At 63.9% G+C, this 23,873-nt stretch carries 22 protein-coding genes and 1 tRNA gene; 9 read left to right on the top strand and 14 right to left on the bottom strand.

The genetic code is table 11. From position 1 onward, the window contains the following. Positions 1 to 332: 332 nt before the first annotated feature. Together HDG32_RS08325 and HDG32_RS08320 are read left to right on the top strand one after the other, a co-directional pair. Positions 333 to 1,640, top strand: coding sequence for an MFS transporter (locus HDG32_RS08325; RefSeq protein WP_184065418.1), 1,308 nt, complete (start codon positions 333 to 335; stop codon positions 1,638 to 1,640). A 220-nt stretch (positions 1,641 to 1,860) separates the two neighbouring features. Next, positions 1,861 to 2,040 carry a hypothetical protein gene (locus HDG32_RS08320; protein WP_184065415.1) on the top strand — a complete coding sequence of 60 codons (180 nt, stop codon included), beginning with the start codon at positions 1,861 to 1,863 and terminating at the stop codon, positions 2,038 to 2,040. 34 nt (positions 2,041 to 2,074) lie between these two features. Here the strand turns inward: HDG32_RS08320 and HDG32_RS36305 are convergent, their stop codons facing one another. Both HDG32_RS36305 and waaC read right to left on the bottom strand, forming a co-directional pair. After that, positions 2,075 to 2,209, bottom strand: coding sequence for a hypothetical protein (locus HDG32_RS36305; protein ID WP_260321106.1), 135 nt, complete (start codon positions 2,207 to 2,209; stop codon positions 2,075 to 2,077). A 520-nt stretch (positions 2,210 to 2,729) separates the two neighbouring features. Beyond that, positions 2,730 to 3,734, bottom strand: coding sequence for a lipopolysaccharide heptosyltransferase I (gene waaC, locus HDG32_RS08315; RefSeq protein ID WP_184065412.1), 1,005 nt, complete (start codon positions 3,732 to 3,734; stop codon positions 2,730 to 2,732). Positions 3,735 to 3,954: 220 nt separating this feature from the next. Here waaC and HDG32_RS08310 point away from each other — a divergent pair, with 220 nt between their 5' ends. Further along, positions 3,955 to 5,391, top strand: coding sequence for a chloride channel protein (locus HDG32_RS08310; protein ID WP_260336405.1), 1,437 nt, complete (start codon positions 3,955 to 3,957; stop codon positions 5,389 to 5,391). A gap of 224 nt (positions 5,392 to 5,615) precedes the next feature. On the opposite strand, the gene minE is transcribed toward HDG32_RS08310, so the two are convergent. The 5 genes from minE to map all read right to left on the bottom strand — a co-directional run bounded on the left by minE (position 5,616) and on the right by map (position 9,276). Next, on the bottom strand, positions 5,616 to 5,870 hold the full coding sequence (minE, locus tag HDG32_RS08305; protein WP_008922443.1) for a cell division topological specificity factor MinE: 255 nt from the start codon (positions 5,868 to 5,870) through the stop codon (positions 5,616 to 5,618). 14 nt (positions 5,871 to 5,884) lie between these two features. Further along, on the bottom strand, positions 5,885 to 6,700 hold the full coding sequence (gene minD, locus HDG32_RS08300) for a septum site-determining protein MinD (RefSeq protein WP_184065409.1): 816 nt from the start codon (positions 6,698 to 6,700) through the stop codon (positions 5,885 to 5,887). 106 nt (positions 6,701 to 6,806) lie between these two features. Further along, positions 6,807 to 7,655 (bottom strand): septum site-determining protein MinC, encoded by an 849-nt coding sequence (gene minC, locus HDG32_RS08295; RefSeq protein ID WP_184065407.1) that lies wholly within the window; start codon positions 7,653 to 7,655, stop codon positions 6,807 to 6,809. A 210-nt stretch (positions 7,656 to 7,865) separates the two neighbouring features. Continuing rightward, positions 7,866 to 8,399 carry a GNAT family N-acetyltransferase gene (locus HDG32_RS08290; RefSeq protein ID WP_090803490.1) on the bottom strand — a complete coding sequence of 178 codons (534 nt, stop codon included), beginning with the start codon at positions 8,397 to 8,399 and terminating at the stop codon, positions 7,866 to 7,868. A 91-nt stretch (positions 8,400 to 8,490) separates the two neighbouring features. Beyond that, the gene (gene map, locus HDG32_RS08285) at positions 8,491 to 9,276 is read right to left on the bottom strand and encodes a type I methionyl aminopeptidase (RefSeq protein WP_184065403.1); all 786 of its coding nucleotides are present in this window, start codon (positions 9,274 to 9,276) and stop codon (positions 8,491 to 8,493) included. A gap of 440 nt (positions 9,277 to 9,716) precedes the next feature. On the opposite strand from map, the gene HDG32_RS37215 reads away from it, so the two are divergent. Together HDG32_RS37215 and HDG32_RS37210 are read left to right on the top strand one after the other, a co-directional pair. Continuing rightward, positions 9,717 to 10,211 carry a methyl-accepting chemotaxis protein gene (locus tag HDG32_RS37215; protein ID WP_409340012.1) on the top strand — a complete coding sequence of 165 codons (495 nt, stop codon included), beginning with the start codon at positions 9,717 to 9,719 and terminating at the stop codon, positions 10,209 to 10,211. Beyond that, the gene (locus HDG32_RS37210) at positions 10,096 to 10,395 is read left to right on the top strand and encodes a methyl-accepting chemotaxis protein (RefSeq protein WP_260336416.1); all 300 of its coding nucleotides are present in this window, start codon (positions 10,096 to 10,098) and stop codon (positions 10,393 to 10,395) included. Before HDG32_RS37215 ends, HDG32_RS37210 begins: the two co-directional genes overlap by 116 nt. A gap of 134 nt (positions 10,396 to 10,529) precedes the next feature. On the opposite strand, the gene HDG32_RS08275 is transcribed toward HDG32_RS37210, so the two are convergent. The 4 genes from HDG32_RS08275 to HDG32_RS08260 form a co-directional block, all read right to left on the bottom strand. After that, the gene (locus HDG32_RS08275; protein ID WP_184065400.1) at positions 10,530 to 11,921 is read right to left on the bottom strand and encodes a hypothetical protein; all 1,392 of its coding nucleotides are present in this window, start codon (positions 11,919 to 11,921) and stop codon (positions 10,530 to 10,532) included. A 739-nt stretch (positions 11,922 to 12,660) separates the two neighbouring features. After that, positions 12,661 to 12,751, bottom strand: a tRNA-Ser gene (locus HDG32_RS08270). A gap of 202 nt (positions 12,752 to 12,953) precedes the next feature. Then, positions 12,954 to 14,249, bottom strand: coding sequence for a serine--tRNA ligase (gene serS / locus HDG32_RS08265; protein WP_090803484.1), 1,296 nt, complete (start codon positions 14,247 to 14,249; stop codon positions 12,954 to 12,956). A gap of 64 nt (positions 14,250 to 14,313) precedes the next feature. Beyond that, positions 14,314 to 15,627, bottom strand: a complete 1,314-nt coding sequence (locus HDG32_RS08260; RefSeq protein ID WP_184065398.1) for a replication-associated recombination protein A — start codon at positions 15,625 to 15,627, stop codon at positions 14,314 to 14,316. Positions 15,628 to 15,839: 212 nt separating this feature from the next. Here HDG32_RS08260 and cytX point away from each other — a divergent pair, with 212 nt between their 5' ends. After that, positions 15,840 to 17,156, top strand: a complete 1,317-nt coding sequence (cytX, locus tag HDG32_RS08255; RefSeq protein WP_184065395.1) for a putative hydroxymethylpyrimidine transporter CytX — start codon at positions 15,840 to 15,842, stop codon at positions 17,154 to 17,156. Between the two features lie 120 nt (positions 17,157 to 17,276). Here cytX and HDG32_RS08250 read toward each other — a convergent pair whose 3' ends face one another. Next, entirely contained in the window at positions 17,277 to 17,465 is a 189-nt protein-coding gene (locus HDG32_RS08250; protein ID WP_244144826.1) for a hypothetical protein, read from the bottom strand. 141 nt (positions 17,466 to 17,606) lie between these two features. On the opposite strand from HDG32_RS08250, the gene HDG32_RS37205 reads away from it, so the two are divergent. Continuing rightward, positions 17,607 to 17,876: a hypothetical protein gene (locus tag HDG32_RS37205; RefSeq protein ID WP_184065392.1), complete on the top strand. Its 270-nt coding sequence runs from the start codon at positions 17,607 to 17,609 to the stop codon at positions 17,874 to 17,876. Between the two features lie 359 nt (positions 17,877 to 18,235). Here the strand turns inward: HDG32_RS37205 and lolA are convergent, their stop codons facing one another. Further along, positions 18,236 to 18,982 (bottom strand): outer membrane lipoprotein chaperone LolA, encoded by a 747-nt coding sequence (lolA, locus tag HDG32_RS08240; RefSeq protein ID WP_184065389.1) that lies wholly within the window; start codon positions 18,980 to 18,982, stop codon positions 18,236 to 18,238. Positions 18,983 to 19,133: 151 nt separating this feature from the next. Continuing rightward, entirely contained in the window at positions 19,134 to 21,443 is a 2,310-nt protein-coding gene (locus HDG32_RS08235; protein WP_184021169.1) for a DNA translocase FtsK, read from the bottom strand. Between the two features lie 398 nt (positions 21,444 to 21,841). On the opposite strand from HDG32_RS08235, the gene trxB reads away from it, so the two are divergent. Next, positions 21,842 to 22,843 carry a thioredoxin-disulfide reductase gene (gene trxB / locus HDG32_RS08230; RefSeq protein ID WP_184065386.1) on the top strand — a complete coding sequence of 334 codons (1,002 nt, stop codon included), beginning with the start codon at positions 21,842 to 21,844 and terminating at the stop codon, positions 22,841 to 22,843. 203 nt (positions 22,844 to 23,046) lie between these two features. Next, positions 23,047 to 23,814 carry a Smr/MutS family protein gene (locus tag HDG32_RS08225; protein ID WP_184059794.1) on the top strand — a complete coding sequence of 256 codons (768 nt, stop codon included), beginning with the start codon at positions 23,047 to 23,049 and terminating at the stop codon, positions 23,812 to 23,814. The last annotated feature ends 59 nt before the right edge of the window (positions 23,815 to 23,873 follow it).

Genomic DNA, 23,873 nt, shown 5'->3' with positions numbered 1-23,873 from the left:
GCAGCCGCGCATGGGTCGGCCACGCGCGAGCTACTCGAGTCATCGCGCATCACTCATAAAGCCGCCCTCGTTGCCGCGCAAACTTACACCGCCATTGCTGCGCGACGAGCGCGCTCGCTATAATTTTCCGATTCCCCGCGCCGGAGCCTTCCGGCATGGCTCACGCCGTCCGCACACCCGCCGGCGCGGCGCATGAACCGACTGCAGTGCCGCACCGCCACCCCGCGTGCGGCGCCCAAACCTATACCTCAACGAGGATGCCGCCCTTGCGCGCCGCCTGTCTGCGACGCACGGCTCAGCGCGCCGCGGCCTCATACAATTGGAGACCCTGCATGTCCACTTCGCCGATTTCCGCCGCTCAGCCCGCAAGCGGGCAAAACAGTAGGGCGCGGATCATCTTCGCGAGCTTCATCGGCACCGCGATCGAGTTCTACGATTTCTATGTCTACGCGACCGCCGCGGCGCTCGTGATCGGACCGGTATTCTTCCCGCATGGCTCGGCCACCGCGCAGGCGCTGTCGGCGTTCGTCACGTTTGGCATCGCGTTCGTCGCGCGACCGATCGGCTCGTTCCTGTTCGGCCACTTCGGCGACCGCATCGGCCGCAAATCGACTCTGGTTGCGTCGCTGCTCGTGATGGGCCTGTCGACCACGCTGATCGGCTTCGTGCCGGGCTACGACGCGATCGGCAGCCTCGCGCCGATCCTGCTGTGCGTGCTGCGTTTCGGCCAGGGTATCGGCCTCGGCGGCGAATGGGGCGGCGCCGCGCTGCTCGCCACCGAAAACGCGCCGGCCGGCAAACGCGGCTGGTTCGGCATGTTCCCGCAGCTCGGGCCCTCGATCGGCTTTCTCGCGGCCAACGGCCTGTTCTTCGCGCTCGCAATGTCGCTCTCCGACGAGCAGTTCCGCAGCTGGGGCTGGCGCGTGCCGTTCATCGTCAGCTCGGTGCTCGTCGCGCTTGGGCTGTACGTGCGGCTGAAGATTGCCGAAACGCCCGCGTTCCAGGTAGCGATCGAGCGCAAGGAGCGCGTGCGCGTGCCGATCGCGACGCTGTTCTCGCAGCACTGGCGGCCAACCGTGCTCGGCGCGCTCGCGATGGTGGTCTGCTACACGCTGTTCTACAACGCGACGACGTTCTCGCTGTCGTACGGCGTCGGGTCGCTGCATATTCCGCGGCAGACGTTCCTCGGCCTGCTGTGCATCGCGGTCGTGTTCATGGCAATCGCGACGCCGCTGTCGGCCCGTGCGAGCGATCACTTCGGGCGTAAGCCGGTGCTGATCGTCGGCATCATCGCGGCGATCCTGTCGGGCTTCACGATGGCGCCGCTGCTCGGCAGCGGCGAGCCGTTGCTCGTGCTGCTGTTTCTCGTGATCCAGCTGTTCCTGATGGGCGTGACCTTCGCGCCGATGGGCGCGCTGCTGCCGGAACTGTTTCCGACCAACGTGCGCTATACGGGCGCCGGCGTCGCGTACAACCTCGGCGGAATTCTCGGCGCGTCGGTCGCACCGTATATCGCGCAGGTGCTCGCCGCGCACGGCGGCTTGGCGTGGGTCGGCGCGTACGTGTCGGTCGCCGCGGCCGTGAGCCTTGTCGGCGTGCTGTGCATGCGCGAGACGCGTGATGAGAGTTTGATGAAATGATGCAACGCGCATCGACGGAACGACGCTTTCGTCGATGCGCGTTTGCCGAGGTTCGATCGATGCTGCACCCGCGCAGTTTTTACGCGTCTGCGGCAGCATGCAGAGAGCATTATTTCCTCGCTGTTTCCGCGGCCCGGCCCGGGTAAAACCCCCGCCTTGCGCGTCCTTTTGACTTGCCTATACTCCCTGACATAACCCTATAAAAAACGGGGAGATCCGCATGAACGTCCATCTTCACAATGCCGATATCGTGACGATCATCGCGCTGGCCTTGCTCGGCTCGCTGCTGCTCGCGCTGCGCTTCCGTCCGAAGACATGGAAATCCGTCGTCGTCGAGGCGCTGGCCGCGAACGCCGCGGCCATTGCCGCGGTGGTCGCGTTCGAAATGCTGGTCGCCTGAGGCTGGTGCTCCGGGCCTGAGCACGGCGCGCGGCTTAGCGGTAGTAGTAGCCGTGATGGTAGTAGCCACCGCCGCCGTAGTAATAGCCCGGCGCCGGCGCGATAACGCAGCCGCCGAGTGCCGATGCGAGCAGCGTGCCGGCCACGAGAGTCAGGATCAAGCGTTTCATGTTGTTCTCCATCGAGTCAGATTGATTCGAGCGCAAACCCCGAATGACCCGATTGGACACGATGCGCGCCGCAGCGAACGTTGCCATTTGTAAGGGAACATCACCGAGCTGTTACAGGACGGGCGCGCTGGATCGGCGCGTTCGATCGACCGCCCCGCTGCCGCCGGATCGCGCCACGATGGCGGAAAACACCGCCTATACTCCGTTGAGCGCACTGTCGCGATAGCAGCCTTGCTGGCCGCGCCAGCGTCGCCGCAATCGAGCGGTTCGACGCGCGCCGTGCGAGCCTCGACGCACCGCGGCGTATCAGCTTGCCGCCCTGGCGTGCGCGCATCGGACGCTTCGGCGTCCAACGAAAAGCGACAGTTTTAACAGACGTGTAATCGATTCCTCTCCGCCCGCTGTTCCCCGACACGGGCGTTCTTTGAGGCGCGACGATGCAGTCCCCGCCAGCAAGGGTGGACTACGCATCGCGCCTCTTTTCTTTTGCGCAAACGATTGCGCGAGCGCGCGAACGAACTCAGGCGGCGGCTGATGCTTGCTGCATCGCGAGCACCGGCTCTGCCGCGTACACGTAGTCGATCGCTTCGAGCGCCGCGCTGATGGGCGGCACCGAGTCGCCGTCGCCGATCGAGGTCGAGCGATACGGCGCCTCGACGCCGCAATGCGATGGCGACGTCGCGACGAAGATCATCACGGTGCGCTTCTGCAGCGCATGCGCGAGGTGCACGAAACCCGTATCGGTACCGACCACGAGCGCGCACGCGCCGATCATCTGCGCAACTTCGGTCACACTCAATGGCGGCAGCACGGTCGCGCCTGGCACCTGCGCGGCGATCTGCCCGGCTTCGGCAAGCTCACCGCCCGAACCCCACGGCAGCACCACACGGAAACCGCGCTCGCTCAACTCGCGTCCAAGCGCCGTCCAGTGCGTGAGCGGCCATTTCTTGTCGGCTTTCGAGGTGGCGTGAAAGAGCGCCGCGACAGGCGCGTCTGGCATCGCGAACGGCTGCGGGACGGTTTCGGGTAGCTGCAGGTCGTAGATGGGCGGTCCTTCCACTTCGTAGCCGAGCGCCTCGCTGGCGCTGATGCGCATGCCGTGCCACGCGTTGCCTTGCGGACGTGGGCCGAAACGCCCGGTGTAGGCGAACGCCGCGCCACGCTCGCCCAGATCCAGGGATTGATAGCCGATGCGCCGCGACGAGCGCGCGAGGAAGGCGATGATCGCGCTCTTGTAGACGCCGTGAATGTCGATGATGTAGTCGTAGCGATACGCGCGCAGCTCGGCGATGGATGCCCAGATCGCCTTCAGATCACTCCAGCGACGCGCCTTCTTGAAGCGGCGCAGCGGCGCGCACAGCACGCGATCGACGCCCTGGCTCCAATGCACGACTTGCGCGAATGCTTCGTCCGCCGCCCAGTCCACCTGAACGCCAGGAAATGCGCGTTTGATGTCGGCGACGACTGGCAACGCCTGCACGATATCGCCTAGTGAAGTGACCTTGACAATAAGTATTCGCTTCATTGAGGGTCTGTTCGTTGTTCCAAGTTGAAACTATTCTAGCTGACGTTTTTACCGATCCCGCCAAATGGCCGTTGCGCGCGCGGTCCGATTTTCAATACGGCACGTTACAGCAAAAAATATCCGCCTGATGATTCACTTCACTTCATTATTTCAAACATCTTTCACGTATTCTGGTCGGTCCCGCACGCTTTATACTTGGCCCTTTGCACGAATCTAATTCATGTCCCGGCCCTTCCCTTCCCGTTCGCCCGCTGTCATGCGTCGCGCAAAACGCCTGTGGCGGCAATACGGCATCTTCTGGCTCGGTGCAATCGCCGTCGGCCTGGTCGCGGTGCTGTACGCGCGTCTGATCGACTGGGGGTATGACGCGTTTCTCGATGTCCGGCAGCGGTATGTGTGGGCGCCGCTCGTGATCACGCCCGCGGTTGCCGCACTCGCGGTCTGGCTCACGCGCAAGTTCTTTCGCGGCTCCGAGGGCAGCGGCATCCCGCAGGTCATCGCAACGCTGCACACGAAACAGCGCGGATACGGCACGCGGCTGCTGTCGCTGCGAATTCTGCTCGGCAAAATCGGCGTGTCGTTTCTCGCGATTCTCGGCGGCTTTACGATCGGCCGTGAAGGACCGACCGTGCAGGTCGGCGCCGCGCTGATGTTCAATCTGCGCCGGTTCTATCCGCGCTCGAATGCACAGATCGAACGGCAGCTCACGTTGGCGGGCGCGGCAGCGGGTTTGTCGGCGGCGTTCAATACACCGCTCGCGGGCGTCGTATTCGCAATCGAGGAATTGACGCGCAGCTTCGAGGCGCGCACGAGTGGCGTGCTGATCACGGCGATCATCATTGCGGGTGTCGTCGCACTGGGCCTGAACGGCAACTACACGTATTTCGGCACGATCCAGATCGGCGCGCATTTCCCTGATCTGCTCGCCGTCGCGGTGGTGCTCACCGCGATCGTCACGGGAATCGCAGGCGGTATCTTCGGCTGGCTGCTGCTCAATACCGCGCGCTGGATTCCGGAGCCGCTGCGTCAGTTGCACGGCGAGCGGCCGGTTGCGTTCGCCGCGCTGTGCGGCTTCGCGATCGCGGTGGTCGGCGTGATCTCGGGCGGCACGACGTTCGGCAGCGGCTATACGGAAGCGCGCGGCCTGCTCGAGGGACACGAGCAGTTGTCGGTGTTCTATCCGTTCCTGAAGATGATCGCGATGGTCGGCTCATACCTGCCGGGCATTCCGGGCGGCATCTTCGCGCCGTCGCTGTCGATCGGCGCGGGCTTCGGCAATCTGCTGCACATGGTGTTCGATTCGATGCAATTGCCGATGCTGATCGCGCTCGCGATGGTCGGCTATCTGGCCGCGGTCACGCAGTCGCCGATCACTTCGTTCGTAATCGTGATGGAGATGATCGACGGCCACGCTCTCGTGATTTCGCTGATGGCCACCGCGTTGATCGCGAGCCGAGTGTCCCGCCTGTTCGCGCCGCCGCTCTATGAGTCGCTCGCCGAGCGCTACGTGGCGCCGCTGCCGCAGCCCACGCCCGCGCCAGTGCCGGAAGTGCCCGAGGTCGAGGTGCCGGAAGCGGAAAGCGAGGACGGCGAGCCGAGCGCCGACGATGCCGCAGGCGACATCACGACGGATACCGCCGACTCGCCGCGTCAGTAGATGCGCGAGGGCGACGCGAGGCTGACGTTGCGCGGGTAACGGCACCGCTGGAGTGCAACGGTTCATTTCGACCGGGAAATGGCGAGCGCCGTGGAGATGCGAAGAGACGGCTTCAGACAGAAGCCAGACGACGAGCCGAACGCCGCACCGCATCACGTCGCTGCGACGCGACGCCCTGCGACGTCCTGCACATGATGCGAGATGGACCGCGGTCCATCCGAAGCTCAGGCCTGGGGTATTTCGATCTTGACTTCGAGCACTTCGAGATCGTCCTGACGCTCGAGACTCACGCGTATGTCGTCGTCGGAAATCTTCACGTACTTCGAGATCACGGCCACCAGTTCGCGTTGCAACGCAGGCAGATAATCGGCGGGCGCATGGCCGCCGGCGCGCTCGTGCGCGATGATCAACTGCAGGCGTTCCTTCGCTACCGACGCGGACTTCTTTTTCTCGCCCAGCAAAAACGAAAGAATCGACATGACGTGCGCTCCCCTTACTTGGTGCCGAAGAGGCGCTGCAGCAGCCCGGGCTTCTGGTAATCGACAAAGCGAAGCGATTTCTGCTCGCCGAGGAAACGCGACACGACGTCCTTATAGGCTTCGGCCACATCGGTGCCGTCCAGATGCACGGCCGGCAGACCCTGGTTCGACGCGTGCAGCACCGCTTCCGATTCCGGAATCACGCCGATCAGATCGATGCGCAGAATTTCCTGGATGTCGGTCAGCGACAGCATTTCGCCTTCGCTGACGCGCTTCGGGTTGTAGCGGGTGATCAGCAGGTGCTCCTTGATCGGTTCCTTGCTTTCGATCGCGCGCTTGGTCTTCGACGACAGGATGCCGAGAATGCGATCGGAGTCGCGCACCGACGACACTTCCGGGTTCGTCACGATCAGCGCTTCGTCGGCGAAGTGCATCGCAAGCAGCGCGCCCGACTCGATACCGGCCGGCGAATCGCAGACGATGTATTCGAAGTCCATCGCGATCAGATCGTTGATGACCTTCTCGACACCTTCCATCGTCAGCGCGTCTTTATCGCGCGTTTGCGAGGCCGGGAGGATGAACAGGTTCTCGCATTTCTTGTCTTTGATCAGCGCCTGGTTCAGATTCGCTTCGCCCTGGATCACGTTGATCAGGTCGTACACGACGCGGCGCTCGCAGCCCATGATGAGGTCGAGGTTGCGCAGGCCGACGTCGAAGTCGATCACGGCGGTCTTGCTGCCGCGCAACGCGAGGGCCGACGCAAAGCTCGCGCTCGTGGTCGTCTTGCCCACGCCACCCTTGCCCGAAGTCACCACAATGATTTTTGCCATTACCCTTACCTTGTGTTCGTCAAATGCGTCAATTGGTGCGCGGCCCGCCTCGCCGTGAAACGCCGCGTGCCGCAATCGCTCGGGGCAGCGCGCGTTTCGCGGCGCTTTACGTGAGCCGCAGCGGTTCGATCATCAGTTTTTCTTCTTCGAGCCAGATCTGCACCGGCTTGCCGAGCACGTCGGCCGGCAGCGGGTTCTCGGTCGTTCGATAGATGCCCGCGATCGAGATCAGTTCCGGTTCGAGACACGTGCAGAAGATGCGCGCGTCGTGATTGCCCTGCACGCCGGCCAACGCCCGGCCGCGCAGCGGCGCGTAAATGTGGATGTTGCCTTCCGCGATCACCTCGGCGCCATAGCTGACCAGACCGAGCACGACCAGATCGCCTTTTGCGTAAATACGCTGACCCGAGCGCAACGGCTTGTCGACCACCATCGTTTGCGGCGACGTGGCAAGACGCACCGGCTCGGCGGCGGGCGTGGGTTCGACGGCGGCGGCAGCGGCCGTGCCCGTGGCCGCGCTAGCGGCTGCGGATGCAGAGCTGGCGGACGCGCTCGTGCCCGCGCTTGCCTCGGTGCCTGCTGCCGCGTTTGCCGCGCTCGCCGTGCTGTCCTCATCGGCCTGCTTCGCCGGCGCGCCGCGGCGATCGCGCGCTTCGAGCAACGGCAATCCCGACTCCGTCGCCCACTGTTGCTCCGCATTCGCGACCACGCCGACCGGACGCATGCGCACGCTGTCGAGCAGTTGCGCGATGTCGGCGAGCGGCACGCGTTCGTTGCCGGCGAGACGCCGCACGTCGATCGCGACGACGTCGTTAGCGAAGAATTCGGGGGTCGCCTCGAAGCGTCGCGTCAGCTCGGCACGCATCGCATCGAGGTCGGTCGTTTTGACCACGAACATCAGCGTGTCGACAGAGCCGCTGCGCAGTTCGAAAAAGGGCGATTTCTTGGGCGACATAGCGTTCGGCGAAAAATTTTGCGTATTTTACAGGCGTACAAGCGCGCGGCCACTATTTTTCCCGGGAGAATCGGTGCTCGCGCGCGCGAGCGCAACGCGTGTCGTCGATGCGATCGACGCGCGACGGTGCGAAAGAAACGCTGGCGGGAAAAAGACCGTGATGAAGGGACGGCGAAGACGAGCGGCGCGCGCGACGCGCCGCTTGGGCGATCACTGCTGTAACACCTGCGAAGTAGTCGGCACGTGCCGCACCAGCAGACTTTCGACCTGCTCGGGTGCGCGCTCGACGCGCCGGTGCTCGCCGGTCGGGCCAAAGCCCAGCGCTTCGTAAAAGCGCATCGCGTTGCGGTTCGCGTCGGCCACCCACGCGTAGATTTCCGTGGCGCCCGCATTCGCGAGCCAGCTGCTCGCGGTATCGACGAGCAGCTCGCCGCCGCGCAGATGGCGCACGGCCGGCGCCACCCACAACTCGCAGACGAACGCGCGACGCGCCGCGGTGTCGTCGAAATGCGCCTCGATCAGCCCGGCCGGATGACCCTCGGTATAGAGCAGGAATGCACCGACGGACTGCGAAACCGCGTGATTCGCCGCGGTCGCGTCGAAACTGGCGGCATCGGCCGACAACGCGTCCTCGAGCGTCGCGCCGAAGGCGTACGGCGCCTCCCGCAGCGAGGCAGTGCGGAGTTCGCGAAAAACGGCGCCCTGATCAGCAGTGATGCGGCGAACGGTCAATGACGGACTCATGCAGACGAAACCCCTGGAAACCCTAACGCGTAGCTTTAACCGAACCGGCCGGCGAGTCAAATTTATTATTGACCAGAATATGCGGTCCCGCTCACGGCGCGTCGTAGTCGCCCGTGCCGTCCGGCCACGGCGTCAGCAGTTCATAGCCGTCGTCGGTCACGGCGACCATGTGCTCCCATTGCGCCGACAGCGAGCGGTCCTTCGTGATCACGGTCCAGCCGTCGCGCTGTACCGACGTGCCGGCGCGGCCCGCGTTGATCATCGGCTCGATCGTGAAGACCATGCCCGGCTTCAGGCGCACCCCCTGCCCCGGCTGCCCATAGTGCAGCACCTGCGGGTCCTCGTGATAGACCTTGCCGATGCCGTGCCCGCAGTAGTCGCGCACGATCGAGAAGCCCTCGCGCTGCGCGACCTTCTGGATCGCGTGGCCGACGTCGCCGAGCGTCGCGCCCGGCTTCACCTCGCGGATGCCGGCCACCATCGCCTCGTAGGTCGTGTCGATCAGCGCACGCGCGACCGTGCTCGACTGGCCGACGCAGTACATGCGGCTCGTGTCGCCGAAATAGCCGTCCTTGATGATCGCGACGTCGATGTTGATGATGTCGCCGTCCTTCAGGATCTCGTTGCGATTCGGGATGCCGTGACACACGACATGATTGACCGACGTGCAGACGGTCTTCGGAAAGCCCAGATAGCCGACATTGGCCGGAATCGCTTTCTGCGTGTGGACGATGTAGTCGTTGCACAGCGCGTCGAGGTCCTCGGTGGAGACGCCTGCCTTGACGTGCTCGCCGATCATTGCCAGCACATCGGCCGCGAGGCGGCCCGCAATGCGCAGCTTCGCGATATCGTCGGGAGTCTTGTAGGTAATGGCCATGAATTCAGTCGATGTGAGTCGCGGGTCAAGCGCGAGACGACCCGCCGCGCCCGAAAGCCCGGCGGCCCGCAACCGCCGCTCGATTGGGCGATTTCGGGCAATTGTACAGAGGATCGCGGATGGACCCCGCGCAAATCGGCTGAAGCGGTGCGCGGCAGGAGGCGGTGGCGCTAGCGGAGCTATGCCGTGGCGCGCGCCCGAATCATAATGACGGGCTTTTGCTCGGCCAGCTTGCGGGCCTGCTCGTTCAGATGGACTGGCGGCAAAGGGACTCGAACGATCATCGAGCCGGACATCGTGATCGTTCAGTTTTCCGAACTAAAATTCGGGCGTCCCGTCATGCCGCCCGCTGCGTTCCGCCCTTCGCCATATCGTACGGATCACGCTGATTGCGGGCGTACTGCTTCGGCGCCATTCCCGACCAGCGCCGGAACGCGCGAATGAATGCCTTCTCCGACGCAGCGGTGCACTATGCGTCGGTCGTCGCGCTCGGCGAGACGGCCTCCGCGATGGAGCAGCTGAGCGCGACCGTGCAGCTCAATGCGAGCAATGTCGAACAGGCGAGCGAACTCGCGCGCGGCGCGTCGAACCTCGCCGCGCATGGCCGCGACGCTGTCGGCAGCAAGATCGAAACGATGTGCGCGATCCACACGGGCTCGGCGCAGATGACGGGCATCATCAGCACGATCGAGAGCATCGCATTTCAAACCAACATCCTCGCGCTCAACGCAGCGGTCGAAGTCGCGCGTGCCGGCGACGAGGGTCGCGGCTTCGCGGTCGTCGCCGGCGAGGTGCGCGGCCTCGCGCGAGATTGGCGCGCTGACCGCCGCTTCGACGTCAAGCGTCGAACGCGGCGCGGGACTCGTCGAAGACGCGGGCGGCACGATGCAGCAGATCGAAGCGGCGATCGCGCGCGTGACCAGCATCGTCGGTGACATTGCGCAGGCGTCGCGTGAGCAGAGCGATGGGATTCAGCAGGTGGGCATCGCGATCACGCAGATGGACGAGGTCACGCAGCAGAATGCGGCGCTCGTCGAGGAAAGCGCGGCGGCCGCCGCGTCGCTCGCGGAACAGGCGCGGGCGTTGAGGGAGGTGATGGAAGGGTTTCGGGTGGGATGAGACGCCCGTCCCCTGGCCTCGATACGCTGAAGGCAACGGTTGGGCGCCGCTGTCAGGCCCGGCGACGTGCTGCCCTTGACACCGGGCAGCATCGACCACAGACGTGCGGGCCTGCTTACGTCAATATCCGCGGCTTAGTTGTCCGGATGGGCCGCCGTGAAGCTTTGGAACGCACTGTACGACGGATTCAACGGCGAGCCGTTCATCATGATGCCGAAGGTCTGGTCGCCGCTGTCGAGCACGTAATACATGACGGCCTGGATATTGTGCGTCTTGCGGTTCTGATAGAACTCGCCGAGCTTCGTCGTGATGTAGTTCCCACGATAGGTCTCGTTTTGCTCCGGTCCGGTGTTCCACTCGGTGATGATGAACGGCACGCCATACCGGGCCTTGCAATAGATCGGCAGATCGAAGCCAGGTTGGGCGCCGTCCGCACCGAGGGAGAACACATCGCCATACACCTCGTAGTTGTGCCACGTGGTGATGTCCCAGCGCACGGTCGGGTGACCGCCGCTGCCATCCGGCTGATTACCGTCCCACAGCGCGTCCGCCGCGCCGACATCGTTCACGCAGAAATTGATGCCGCACTTCGCGTTCGACTGAACCGCTTTCACGCCGTCGATCATCCCGCGCATCACGCCGCGCATCACCGGCCAGTTCGCGTTGTTGAAGTCCGCTGCCTTCGTGCCCGCAGCGTTGAAGTCGAGCACGGTGGCGTTCGTGCGCGTCAACTCGTTGCCGCATTCGTAAATGGTCACGCCATACGGTTTCAGTGCGTTCGCGACCGACTGCGCAACCGCGTAACCCTGGCTGTAAGCGGCATTCTCGCCAGCCAGCAGGTTGCCGTTGGAGTCGTAGACGCCCTGGTCGATCAGCGCGACCAACGTCATGCCCGCCGCCTGGAAAGCCTGTGCGAGCCCGATCGCCGCGTTCAGCTGGTTCGAACTGTTGGTGACGCCGACGCGATAGCTCGTGCAGCCCATGGCCTTCAGGATCGAGACGATCTGCTGGGGCGTGTACGTGTAGTCGAAGTGGCCGTTCATGCCATAGAACATGCCGGCCTGCGGTGTGATCGCGATGCGCGGATCGTTGCAATGCAGCCATAGGTTGGGGACGTCCGCAGTGACGTAGAACTCGCCCCCCGTGCCGCAATGCCAGATCTTGCCGCCGTAGAACAACACGAGCGACACGTTGTACGTGATGCCGAACGTCGCGCCGTTGCGATAAATGACGCCGTTGGAGAGCGTCCACGTCGCGCCGAACTGGTCGATGATGTACGGCGCGGAAGGCAGTGAGGTGCCATCGGGCGACATGTTCGGGACACTCGCCTTCGCGACCGGCGACGTATTGTCCGCGGTGCTGGAGGTAGCGGACGCACCCGAAGCTGCCGCGGCACCGGAAGCACCGGTCGCGGCGGCTGCCTTGCCAGTCGCGTTCGATGACCCACTGCCCCCACCACACGCGGTCAAAAGATAACTTGCGCTCAGGGCCGTCAGGCCCCCAATGAATTGACGTCGTTTTATCATCGCGGAGTAATTCCAAATGTCGGGAAAATTCCCGATAAAAAGACCAAAAGGTGGATTCGCTGTGATTCGACGGACAATCAATAAGGATTCGATGCAAATGAATTTGCAGGCCTTAAAGACTATTGTCCCGAAGTGCTTTGAACGCACGTCTGTGTTGTCCGATTGAACCGAGGCGCGCGAAGGTGCTCCTCGCGGTGGTTCAGATTGACAGGGCTGGGTGCGCGTTGGTTCGCAAACGTTTGCGGTGCAAACGTTTTACTGATTAATTGCCGAAGCTTTCATTTTCAGGAAAATTCTTCCTGTAAAAGCTTCTGACGGCGTAAATCGTACCCTGAACGAATGACCGAGCCCAACCAAAAATCGTATTTATCTGTAAAAAAGGGCAGATCTTGCGGAGATCTGTGGGGTCGGCGAAGATTCGCACTTTCAGAAGTCGATCGGGGGGCGGGTCGCCCGCAAATTTTCTGACTTCGACCCCTTATAGCGTGCAACAGCCACGCCCCGAATATGTCCGGTATATGAATTAGGGGACAGTGCAGTACGGATGACTTAAGATATTTGTATGGAAATGAGATGAAAAAGACCACGAGCAACGAATGGCTTATGTAAAAAATTGAAACAAAGGATTTCGCCAAAATAGAAATGATGCTTGAATAATTTCGAATTGCCTTGGCAAAGCCATTCGAGAACTCAAAGCAAAAACCCCTTGATCTCGGTGAAATCAAGGGGTTTCAGAATTTGGCGGAAAGGGTGGGATTCGAACCCACGGTACGGGGAAACCGTACGCCTGATTTCGAGTCAGGTACATTCGACCACTCTGCCACCTTTCCGGGTATTCCAACTCGCTACTGCATCGTCGGATCCAAGCGGGCCGTTGCTTGGGAGAAAAAGATTATAGAACAGCTCGAATTAGTTTTCCAAGCCCCCTCGTCCAAAAAATTTCTAAAAAATTTTCGCGGGACCTCGATGCCGTTCGCGGCATCCATCGTCAGACACGCGACGACACCGCGCCTGCGCGCGCATCGGCGACGCTCAGGCCGCCGGCACTTGCAGCCGCTCGACGCCGCCGAGGTAAGGCCGCAGTGCCGTGGGCACCGTCACCGAGCCATCGGCGTTCTGGAAGTTCTCGAGCACCGCGACGAGCGTGCGGCCCACCGCGAGACCCGAGCCGTTGAGCGTATGCACGAGCTCCGGCTTGCCCTGCGCGTTGCGGAAGCGTGCCTGCATGCGTCGCGCCTGGAACGACTCGGTATTCGAGCAACTCGAAATCTCACGATAGGTGTTCTGCGCGGGCAGCCACACTTCCAGGTCGTAGGTCTTCGCTGCGGAAAAGCCCATGTCGCCGGTGCACAGCGTGATCACGCGATACGGCAGTTCGAGCTTTTGCAGAATCGCCTCCGCATGGCCGACCATCTGCTCGAGCGCGTCGTACGATGCGCCTGGCGCTACGACCTGCACCATCTCGACCTTGTCGAACTGATGCTGGCGGATCATGCCGCGCGTGTCGCGGCCATACGAGCCCGCTTCCGAGCGGAAGCACGGCGAGTGCGCGGTCAGCCTGATCGGCAGCGCGTCCGCTTCGACGATGCTCTCACGCACCGTGTTCGTCAGCGAAATTTCCGAGGTCGAGATCAGGTACTGCGTGACCGTGTGTTCACCGCCGCCCTTTTCGACGCGGAACATATCGTCCGCGAACTTCGGCAGCTGGCCCGTGCCGTACAGGATGTCGGGATTGACGATGTACGGCGTGTAGATCTCGGTATAGCCGTGCTGCTGCGTGTGCGTGTCGATCATGAACTGCGCGAGCGCGCGATGCAGCCGCGCAATCTGGCCGCGCAGCATCGTGAAGCGCGCGCCCGACAGCTTCGCGCCGGTCTCGAAGTCGAGGCCGAGCGGCGTGCCGACGTCAACGTGATCCTTGACCTCGAAGTCGAACTGGCGCGGCGTGCCCCAGCGGCGCACTTCGACGTTGCCGGCTTCGTCGTTGCCGACCGGCACGCTTTCGTGCGCGAGATTCGGCACGTCGAGCAGCAGATCGGACAGACGCTTCTGGATGTCTTCGAGCTTGACCGCCGACGCCTTCATCTCGTCGCCGATGCCGCCGACTTCGGCCATCACCGCCGACGTGTCTTCGCCGCGTCCTTTCATCGCGCCGATCTGCTTCGACAGGCTGTTACGGCGCGCCTGCAGTTCTTCGGTACGGGTCTGGGTATCGCGGCGTTCCGCTTCGAGCGCGGTGAAGGCCGCGACGTCGAGGGTATAGCCGCGGTCGGCGAGGCGCTTTGCGACGCCGTCGAGGTCTTTGCGCAGCAACTGGATGTCGAGCATGGGATGGGACGGATGTTCGTTGTATGAAAACGCGATTTTAACGCACCGGCAAAGGTGAAACGCCTCAAGCCTTCTTCGGCTTGTTCTCGGCGCGCCACCGCGCATCGAGCTCGCCAAGGCGCGCGAGCTTCTCGCCGATCTTGCCTTCGAGACCACGCGGTGTCGGCTCGTACCAATGCGGCTCGCGCATGCCGTCGGGCAGATAGGTTTCGCCCGCCGCGTACGCATCGGGTTCGTCGTGCGCGTAGCGATAGTCGTGGCCGTAGCCGAGTTCCTTCATCAGCTTCGTCGGCGCGTTGCGCAGATGCACCGGCACCGCGCGCGACTGGTCCTTGCCGACGAAGCGCCGCGCCTCGTTGTACGCGTTGTACCCGGCATTCGATTTCGGCGCGACCGCCAGATAGATGATCGCCTGCGCAAGCGCGAGCTCACCTTCGGGCGAACCGAGACGCTCGTAGGTTTCGGCGGCGTCGAGCGTGATGCGCGCGGCGCGCGGGTCCGCGAGGCCGATGTCTTCCCACGCCATGCGCACGATGCGACGTGCGAGATAGCGCGGGTCCGCGCCGCCGTCGAGCATGCGGCAGAACCAGTACAGCGCGCCGTCCGGGTTGCTGCCGCGCACGGATTTATGCAGCGCGCTGATCTGGTCGTAGAAGGCGTCGCCGCCCTTGTCGAAGCGGCGCAGATTCTCCGCGAGCGCGCTGCCCAATAACGCGCCGTCGATTTCGGTGGTCTTCTGCCGGGCGGCCGCGCGCGCGACGATCTCGAGGTTGTTCAGCAGCTTGCGGCCGTCGCCGTCGGCGGATCCGATCAGCGCGGCGCGCGCTTCGTCGGTGAACGTGAGGCCGCCGAGTTCGTTCCGCGCGCGCTCGAGCAACTCGCCCTGTTCGTCGTCGGTCAGGCTCTTCAGCACGTAGACGGCGGCGCGCGACAGCAACGCGCTATTGACCTCGAACGACGGATTCTCGGTCGTCGCGCCGACGAACACGAACAGGCCCGACTCGACGTGCGGCAAGAACGCGTCTTGCTGGCTCTTGTTGAAGCGATGCACTTCGTCGACGAACACCAGCGTCTGATGGCCGTTCGCGCGATGGATCTGCGCGGTTTCGACCGCCTCGCGGATATCCTTCACGCCCGACAGCACCGCCGACAACGCGATGAACTGCGCATGAAACGCATCGGCCATCAGCCGCGCGAGCGTGGTCTTGCCGACGCCCGGCGGGCCCCACAGGATCATCGAATGGGCCTCGCCCGATTCGAACGCGACCCTGAGCGGCTTGTTCGGACCGAGCAGATGCGACTGGCCGATCACTTCGTCGATATTGCGTGGCCGCAGGCGTTCGGCGAGCGGAACATTGGCACGGGTTTCTTCAAACATGACGTTTTGGGGATAATCTCGGCTTTCCGGGGCACGCACCGCTTCGGAGCAGCGCCTCGCGGGACAAGCGCAAAGCCCGCGTCCGGCCGGAAACACAGGCACGAACGCGGGCAACGTCCTGCATTATGACAGTGACGGCGGCCAAGCGATGGCCGACCCGAGGCGCCGGCAACGCAAAGAATCACAGCACCACCAACAGGAACGAACATCAGATGGCTCAAGATTCCGTCGCCGGCGACGCCGGCTCCACCTACGCGCCGCTCACGCCGGTGCCCGACGCGCGCCGCGCGTTTCGCACCGGCGACGCGTTCGCGCTGTGGTTCTCGCTCGGCATCGGCCTGCTCGTCGCCCAGGCGGGCGCGCTGCTGGTGCCGGGGCTGTCGCTGCCGCATGCGCTCGTCGCGATCGTGCTCGGCAGCGTGATCGGCGTCGTGCTGCTCGCGCTCGTGGGCGTGATCGGCACCGACACCGGGCTCGCGGCGATGTCGTCGCTGCGTCCGACGCTCGGCGTGCGCGGCGCGTCGGTGCCGGCCGTGCTGAACATGGTGCAACTGGTCGGCTGGGGCTCGTTCGAGGTGATCGTGATGCGCGATTCTGCCGATGCGCTCGCGAAACAGGCGTTCGGCCTGTCGATGCCGCTCGTGTGGACCGTGATCTTCGGCGTGCTCGCGACGCTGCTCGCGATCAGCGGCCCGCTGTCGTTCGTGCGGCGCTTTCTGCGCAAGTGGGGGATCTGGCTGCTGCTCGCGGGCGCCGCGTGGCTCACGTGGAACCTGCTCGCGCGCCACAATCTCGCGGACCTGATGCGTCGTCCCGGCACCGGCGAGATGTCGTTCGGCGGCGCGGTCGACCTCGTGGTCGCGATGCCGCTGTCATGGCTGCCGCTGATCGCCGACTACACGCGCTTCGGCCGCCGCGCCGGCGAGACGTTCCGCGGCACGCTATACGGCTATGGCATCGCGAACATCTGGTTCTATGCGCTCGGCGCGGTCTACGGGCTCGCGGCCGGCGGCGGCGATGCATTGCTGACCGGCGCGCTCGCGCAAGCGGGCGGCGGGTTTGCGCTGCTGCTGATTCTGATCGACGAAATCGACAATGCGTTCGCCGACATCCACTCGGCCGCAGTATCGACCGGCACGTTCTGGACACGCGCGAGCGTGCCGTTGCTGTCGGCCGCGTTCGGTGCGCTGTGCACGCTGATCGCGCTGCTCGTGCCGATGGCGAAGTACCAGAACTTCCTGCTGCTGATCGGCTCGGTATTCGCGCCGCTGTTCGGCGTCGTGCTGATGGATCACTTCATCCTGCGCAAGCGTCGCGTCGACGCCGCGGTGCTCGCCGATGTGCGCGGCCGCTACGGCTTCTCGGGCGGCTGGCACCTGAGCGCGTTCGTCGCTTGGGCGATCGGCATCGCCTCGTACCAGGTGATCAATCAATGGCTACCGAATGTCGGCGCGACGCTGCCGTCGCTTGCGATCGGCGCGGTGTGCTATTACGCGTTCGTATCGGCGCGCAAGACCGCGTATGCGTGAGCGCGTCACCCTCAGAGCGTTGCATTAGACGCAGCTGTCACAAAATAAAAAAGACCTGCAATCCAAATGCAGGCCTTTTTTTGTGACCGTCGAACGGCCAATCACAGGGCGCGCCGCGGGCTATTTTTTCGCCGCTTTGCGCCGACGCGATTCGGCCTTGCGACACAGATCCGTGAGCAGCCAACGGGCGACGGTCTCCGGCCGATTCGGCGCGTACGAGGCGAATTTGCTCTCGTTCGCGAAATGGACGACGACGGTGCCCGTCATGACGCGATAAGTTCCGGCGTAGTTTACGCCGTCCAGTTCCACGCTTAGCGCGTGGGTGGTTTCATATTCCGCGAAAGTCAAAATAAATGCGATATCTCGAAACGAGACATTATCGCTACGATTTTTCGGAAGTCAAAAAAATATGCAATTGGTTGCATATTAAATTATCACCGGCGGTAATTCTTGCGTTTCCCGCTCGAAAACCCAAATAACGGGCTGCCGGATACGTTAGATAACCTGACCGCCTTACTGCCGTTCAAGCGGAACCGCCGGCGTATCGGCGAAACGCTCAAGCGCGCGATTGCCTTCCCGATGGGCTTCGGCCTCATCGATAAAGGTTTTTTCACTATATGCAACGACCTTGAAACCACTTCCGGCCGCGCGCGGAACCGTTATTCCCCAATGCCACCCGCCCTCCTGCTGGAACACATGGAGGGATGGGGACAAGCGTGAATCGTGTGAAGAAGACAATCTCATGACATGCCTCACCTTTCCAGACATCTGAAGCGACAACCCAGATTCGATCAGTTTAGGCGTTATTTTGTTGCGTTGCAGCAAAAAAATTGTTAGAGATTGCGTACCCAATCCCGGAAAATGATCGGACGCGCCAACTCCAGCCCATGAGCAATGCCGCTCTTTCCAGTCTCGCACTAAATCATTACGTCTGCCGGTACGACGATTTAATGTTCGTCGCGGCGCCGGGCGCGCATCCCTAAGCAATCCACGCGCCGCGCGAAATAAAAAGCCGCGCTCGACAAGCGCGGCTTCGCGGGCGTTTGCAAAGGCGCCAGTGTCGGCGCCTACCGCGCGGTTTATCCGTTGATCACATCCGCGCCCTTCGGCACCGTGAACTTGAATGCATCGGGCGGCAGTTGCGGATTTTTCTGGATGTTCGAGAACGTGAGCAGCGTCACGTTACCGAACACGTCGTGCAATTCCATCGCTTCGAGATTGCCGTCCTTGAAACCGATGCCGACGCGCTCGAACTGCGTGTCCTTCGCCTTCGGCGTCAGTTCGAGCCAGTCGATGCCGGCCTTCACGCCCGCGTCGCGCAGCGAGAAGTTCTTGTCCAGATCGTTGCTGCCGAACAGGATCGCCGCCGGGCTTGCGCCGAGCGCGTTGCCGAGCGGGCGCACCGTCACCTGGTTCAGATCCTTGTCGTAGACGTAGAACTTGTCGCCGTCCGCCTGCAGCAATTGCGAGTAGGGCTTCTCGTATTGCCAGATGAACTTGCCGGGCCGCGCGAACATGAACGTGCCGCTCGACGTGGTCGGCTTGGCCGGGTTCGCGGTGGACAGCGCGCCGCTCGCCGCGCCCTGCGCCTTGCTCGGCGCGCGCACTTCCTGCTGCACGAAGGTGCCGCGCGCCGAATGGACCTGCGCGATGAATGCCTTCAGTTGCTCGGTGCCGCTCGCGAATGCGTGCGAGGCGACGAACAGAGACGCACCGATCGCGACACTGCCCACGGCGCGCGCGATCTTGCGCATGCCGCGGGACACGCGCTCGCCGAGGCGGCCCGCTCGACGCTGTCGGGCATCCTGCTGCGCGATTGCTTGCATAGGTTTTTCTCCCTTGAATGAATTCGGTGATGGGCTGCGCCGGCTCGATGCACTCGCTGAACACAGCCTGACTGGCCCGGCGTCGAGCCGCAATGGCGCACCGGACGGTGCACGCGGCGTCGCTCGCGATGGCCGCCATGGCTCGTTGCGGCTATTCCGCCTCGCGCGCCGGCGCCAGGATCTCGCGATTGCCGTTCGACGACATCGCCGACACCACGCCCGAATTCTCCATCTGTTCGAGTAGACGCGCCGCCCGGTTGTAGCCGATGCGCAGATGCCGCTGCACGAGTGAAATCGACGCGCGGCGATTCTTCAGCACGACGTCGACCGCCTGATCGTATAACGGGTCCGACTCGCCTTCGGTGGACGCGGTTCCCGCCGAGCCTTCGTCGCCCTCGCCGCTAACGCCGCCTTCGAGAATGCCCTCGATATAGTTCGGCTCGCCCTGCTCCTTGAGCTTGTCGACGACGCGATGCACTTCATCATCCGACACGAACGCGCCGTGCACGCGCACCGGCAAACCGCTGCCTGGCGGCAGATAGAGCATGTCGCCCATGCCGAGCAGCGACTCGGCGCCCTGCTGGTCGAGAATCGTGCGCGAGTCGATCTTCGACGACACCTGGAACGCCATACGGGTCGGCACGTTGGCCTTGATCAGGCCGGTGATCACGTCGACCGACGGACGCTGCGTAGCGAGAATCAGATGGATGCCGGCCGCGCGCGCCTTCTGCGCGATCCGCGCGATCAGCTCTTCGACCTTCTTGCCGACGACCATCATCAGGTCGGCCAGTTCGTCGATGACGATCACGATGTTCGGCAAACGCGTCAGCGGTTCCGGATCGTCCGGCGTCAGGCTGAACGGATTCGGCAGCTTCTCTTCGCGCTTGGCCGCTTCGTCGATCTTGTTGTTGTAGCCGGCGAGGTTACGCACGCCGACCTTGCTCATCAGCTTGTAGCGGCGCTCCATTTCGGCGACCGCCCAGTTCAGCGCGTGGCCCGCCTGGCGCATGTCGGTGACGACCGGACACAGCAGGTGCGGAATGCCTTCGTAGACGCTCATTTCGAGCATCTTCGGATCGATCAGGATCATGCGCACCTGCTCGGCGCTCGCCTTGTACAGCAGCGACAGGATCATCGCGTTGATACCCACGGACTTGCCCGAACCAGTCGTGCCGGCGACGAGCAAATGCGGCATCTTCGCGAGATCCGCGCACACGGGCTTGCCGCCGATGTCCTTGCCGAGACCCATCGTGAGCGGCGACGCGGCATCCGCATACACGGCCGAGCCGAGAATTTCGGACAGGCTCACGGTCTGACGGCGCTGGTTCGGCAGCTCCAACGCCATGTAGTTCTTGCCCGGAATCGTTTCGACGACGCGAATCGACACGAGGGACAGCGAGCGCGCGAGATCCTTCGCGAGATTAACGATCTGACTGCCCTTCACGCCCGTGGCCGGCTCGATTTCATAGCGCGTGACGACGGGCCCCGGATACGCGGCGACCACGCTCACGTCGACACCGAAGTCCTTCAGCTTCTTCTCGATCAGGCGCGACGTGAATTCGAGCGTGTCCGCGGAAATGGTTTCCTGCGCGGCTGGCGCGGGATCGAGCAGCGCGATGGGCGGCAGCGTGGAGTCGCCGGGCAGATCGGTAAAGAGCGGCACCTGGCGTTCCTTCTCGACACGCTCCGACTTCGCCGGCGTGGCGAGCGGCGGCACGATCACTACGGGCTCGTGCTCCTCGATGCGCACGCGGCCCTTCTCGACCTTGCCTTCGCGCTTCACGGCGGCCGCTTCGCCGAGCTTGCGATCGAGCCCGGCCTCGCGGCGCAGCTTCGCGAACGTCACCGCGGAAATGATCGATTCGCCGACCTTCTCCGCGACCGACAGCCACGAAAAACGGAAGTACAGCGACAGCCCGATCCCGAGACCGAGCAGCAGCGCGAGCGTGCCACCGGTGAAGCCGAGCGCATGCGAGATGCCGCGCGCGACAGCCTCGCCGATCACGCCGCCAGGCGCGCGCGGCAACTGCACCTTCAGCGACCACATGCGCAGCGCCTCGAGGCCGTTGCACGACAGCAGCACGAGCATGAACGCGAACGCGTCCGCGAGCCAGCTGACGCCGCGCGGCGCGTCGTCGTCCTGCGGCTCTTCGTTGCGGGTGATGCGCTTGTAGTTCGCGGAGATGTGGCGGCCGAGCAGCACGATCCACCAGTAGGCGGACAGGCCGAACAGCAGCAGCAGGATGTCGGAAGTCCACGCGCCGACGCGGCCCGCCCAGTTCGAGATATGGTCGACCTGCGCGGCATGGGTCCAGCTCGGGTCGTGCCTGCTGTAGCTGACGAGCGACATCAGCAGGAACACGCCGAGGGCCACCTGCAGAATCCAGCGGATTTCGGTGAAGAGGCGCGACATGCGGTGCGGCAATGCCTGCGCGCTCGCGGTATAGGGAGCTTTTGCCATTGATCCTGTTGCCTGGGGTAGCCGGTTCAGGCTGAAACTGCCGCCGGGAACGCGGCCCGAGCCTCGCCGCGCACGGCTTCGGGCCCGATCCCGGCTACCGGAAACTTCGATCCGGGCTATTGTAAACGCTGTGTCCCGCGCGAGGCTGTAAATGACGGTAACCTGGCTGTTTGACCACAGACCACAGACGCATGCGCGAGGCGCGCTGAATTCGTCGTATCGCGCCGCGGGCTCGCCCCGAGCGCCCACGCCGCCACGCTATCGCGGCGATCAGAAAGCTTGATGGCGCAGCGGCACGCCCCGCCCTTTATAATGCCCGACTGATACCCATCTACAGTTTCAGCTCAAAAACGCACGGCTACGCAGCGGCGAGCCGCGCGCCGTACAAGGATTCGATCATGCCCGCAACTGCAACGAAACACGCCAAGGTTCTGATTCTCGGTTCCGGTCCCGCCGGCTACACGGCGGCGGTTTACGCGGCGCGCGCCAACCTCGCGCCGGTGCTCGTCACCGGCATCGCGCAAGGCGGCCAGCTGATGACCACGACCGACGTCGAAAACTGGCCCGCCGACGCCAACGGCGTGCAAGGCCCGGAACTGATGGCGCGCTTCCTCGAGCACGCCGAGCGCTTCAATACCGAGATCATCTTCGACCACATCCACACGGCGAAGCTCGATGAGAAGCCGATTCGCCTGATCGGCGATTCGGGCGAATACGCGTGCGATTCGCTGATCATCTCGACGGGCGCATCGGCGCAGTATCTCGGCCTGCCGTCGGAAGAGGCGTTCATGGGCAAGGGCGTGTCGGCCTGCGCGACCTGCGACGGCTTCTTCTACAAGCAGCAGCACGTCGCCGTGATCGGCGGCGGCAATACGGCCGTCGAAGAGGCGCTGTACCTCGCCGGCATCGCGAAGAAGGTGACCGTGATCCATCGCCGCGACAAGTTCCGCGCCGAGCCGATCCTGATCGACCGTCTGCTCGCGAAGGAGAAGGAAGGCGTCGTCGAGATCAAGTGGAACCATGTGCTCGAAGAAGTAACCGGCGACAACTCCGGCGTGACCGGCCTGCGCATCAAGCACACGCAGAGTGGCGAGACCACTGACATCGCGCTGCAGGGCCTGTTCGTCGCGATCGGCCACAAGCCGAACACGGACATCTTCGAAGGCCAGCTCGAGATGAAGAACGGCTACATCATCACGAAGGGCGGCCTGAACGGTTTCGCGACCGCGACCAGCGTGCCGGGCGTGTTCGCCGCGGGCGACGTGCAGGACCACGTCTATCGCCAGGCGATCACCAGCGCGGGCACCGGCTGTATGGCCGCGCTCGACGCGCAGCGCTATCTCGAGACCATCAACGAGATGGCCGGCGAGCACGCGATGAGCGCGGAAGCGGACCGCTGATCCGCGCCGCGCTGCCGTATGGCGAGACGAAGTCCCGACAAGCGGGCGCGACAGTAAAATGACGGTGGCGCAGCGCTGCTGTCATTGGCTCACGAAGGCCGCGGCTGAAATGCCGGCGGCCTTTGTCGTTTTTGCCGCTTTGTCAATGTGCGTCGAGCGCGTTGGCAGCACCACCGACCGACCTTTCCGCCTGTATTGCCGACATGCCGAAGAATCAGCCCCATCCGAACGAACCGAAACGCCCGCAAGCCGCCACGCGTCCCGCGCCCGCAACGGCTGCGCCCGCCGTCGCCCCGAAGCTCGATCGCGCATCGGGGCTCGCCGGACTCGGTGCGTTGCGTGAAGCGTTGAAGGGCGAAGCCGAGCGGCGCGAGCGCGAACAGGCGGCGACGCGAGCGGCGCAGCGCGAAGCGGCCGCCGACGCCGATCTGTTCCGCCGCGAGATCGGCGAAGTCGCGCCGCTCGCGATTCCGCCGCGCGCGACGCTCACGCGCAATCCCCCGCCGCCGCTGCCGGTGCAGACGCTGCTCGACGAGGAGGCGGTGCTGCACGAAGCGATCTCCGACGAATTCGACCCCGAAGTGCTGCTCGAAACCGACGAAACGCTGTCGTATTGCCGCCCCGGCTTGAGCCGCGACGTAGTGCGCAAGCTGCGGCGCGGCGACTGGATCGTGCAGGCGCAGATCGACCTGCACGGCATGCGGCGCGAAGAGGCACGCGAGGCGCTCGCGGAATTCATCCGCGAATCGGCCAAACGCGGCCTGCGCTGCCTGCGCGTGATTCACGGCAAGGGTCTGGGGTCGATCGGCAAGGAGCCGGTGCTGAAGGGCAAGGTGCGCGCCTGGCTCGTGCAGAAATCCGAAGTGATCGCGTTCTGTCAGGCGCGCCCGCATGACGGCGGCGCCGGTGCGGTGGTCGTGCTGTTGCAGCCGGGGTCGTTGCCGCCGCATGGGGCGAGCGCAAAGGTCTGAGGTCGATTTTTTCGGCCGTCGTTCGTCGTGGGGTAAACGGCCAGCCCGGCCGTCGCGCG

Source organism: Paraburkholderia sp. CI2, from assembly GCF_014201055.1.
Lineage (GTDB): Bacteria > Pseudomonadota > Gammaproteobacteria > Burkholderiales > Burkholderiaceae > Paraburkholderia > Paraburkholderia tuberum.
This window is presented reverse-complemented; position numbering and strand designations above follow the sequence as displayed.

Coding starts and splice junctions, on each gene's coding strand:
- trxB (WP_184065386.1), top strand. CDS start 21,842: ATGCCCGCAACTGCAACGAAACACGCCAAGGTTCTGATTCTCGGTTCC.
- HDG32_RS08290 (WP_090803490.1), bottom strand. CDS start 8,399: ATGAGTCCGTCATTGACCGTTCGCCGCATCACTGCTGATCAGGGCGCC.
- minC (WP_184065407.1), bottom strand. CDS start 7,655: ATGTCGCCCAAGAAATCGCCCTTTTTCGAACTGCGCAGCGGCTCTGTC.
- lolA (WP_184065389.1), bottom strand. CDS start 18,982: ATGCAAGCAATCGCGCAGCAGGATGCCCGACAGCGTCGAGCGGGCCGC.
- HDG32_RS36305 (WP_260321106.1), bottom strand. CDS start 2,209: ATGAAACGCTTGATCCTGACTCTCGTGGCCGGCACGCTGCTCGCATCG.
- HDG32_RS08310 (WP_260336405.1), top strand. CDS start 3,955: ATGTCCCGGCCCTTCCCTTCCCGTTCGCCCGCTGTCATGCGTCGCGCA.
- minD (WP_184065409.1), bottom strand. CDS start 6,700: ATGGCAAAAATCATTGTGGTGACTTCGGGCAAGGGTGGCGTGGGCAAG.
- serS (WP_090803484.1), bottom strand. CDS start 14,249: ATGCTCGACATCCAGTTGCTGCGCAAAGACCTCGACGGCGTCGCAAAG.
- HDG32_RS08320 (WP_184065415.1), top strand. CDS start 1,861: ATGAACGTCCATCTTCACAATGCCGATATCGTGACGATCATCGCGCTG.
- HDG32_RS37215 (WP_409340012.1), top strand. CDS start 9,717: ATGAATGCCTTCTCCGACGCAGCGGTGCACTATGCGTCGGTCGTCGCG.
- waaC (WP_184065412.1), bottom strand. CDS start 3,734: ATGAAGCGAATACTTATTGTCAAGGTCACTTCACTAGGCGATATCGTG.
- cytX (WP_184065395.1), top strand. CDS start 15,840: ATGGCTCAAGATTCCGTCGCCGGCGACGCCGGCTCCACCTACGCGCCG.
- map (WP_184065403.1), bottom strand. CDS start 9,276: ATGGCCATTACCTACAAGACTCCCGACGATATCGCGAAGCTGCGCATT.
- HDG32_RS08325 (WP_184065418.1), top strand. CDS start 333: ATGTCCACTTCGCCGATTTCCGCCGCTCAGCCCGCAAGCGGGCAAAAC.
- minE (WP_008922443.1), bottom strand. CDS start 5,870: ATGTCGATTCTTTCGTTTTTGCTGGGCGAGAAAAAGAAGTCCGCGTCG.
- HDG32_RS08235 (WP_184021169.1), bottom strand. CDS start 21,443: ATGGCAAAAGCTCCCTATACCGCGAGCGCGCAGGCATTGCCGCACCGC.
- HDG32_RS08275 (WP_184065400.1), bottom strand. CDS start 11,921: ATGATAAAACGACGTCAATTCATTGGGGGCCTGACGGCCCTGAGCGCA.
- HDG32_RS08260 (WP_184065398.1), bottom strand. CDS start 15,627: ATGTTTGAAGAAACCCGTGCCAATGTTCCGCTCGCCGAACGCCTGCGG.
- HDG32_RS08225 (WP_184059794.1), top strand. CDS start 23,047: ATGCCGAAGAATCAGCCCCATCCGAACGAACCGAAACGCCCGCAAGCC.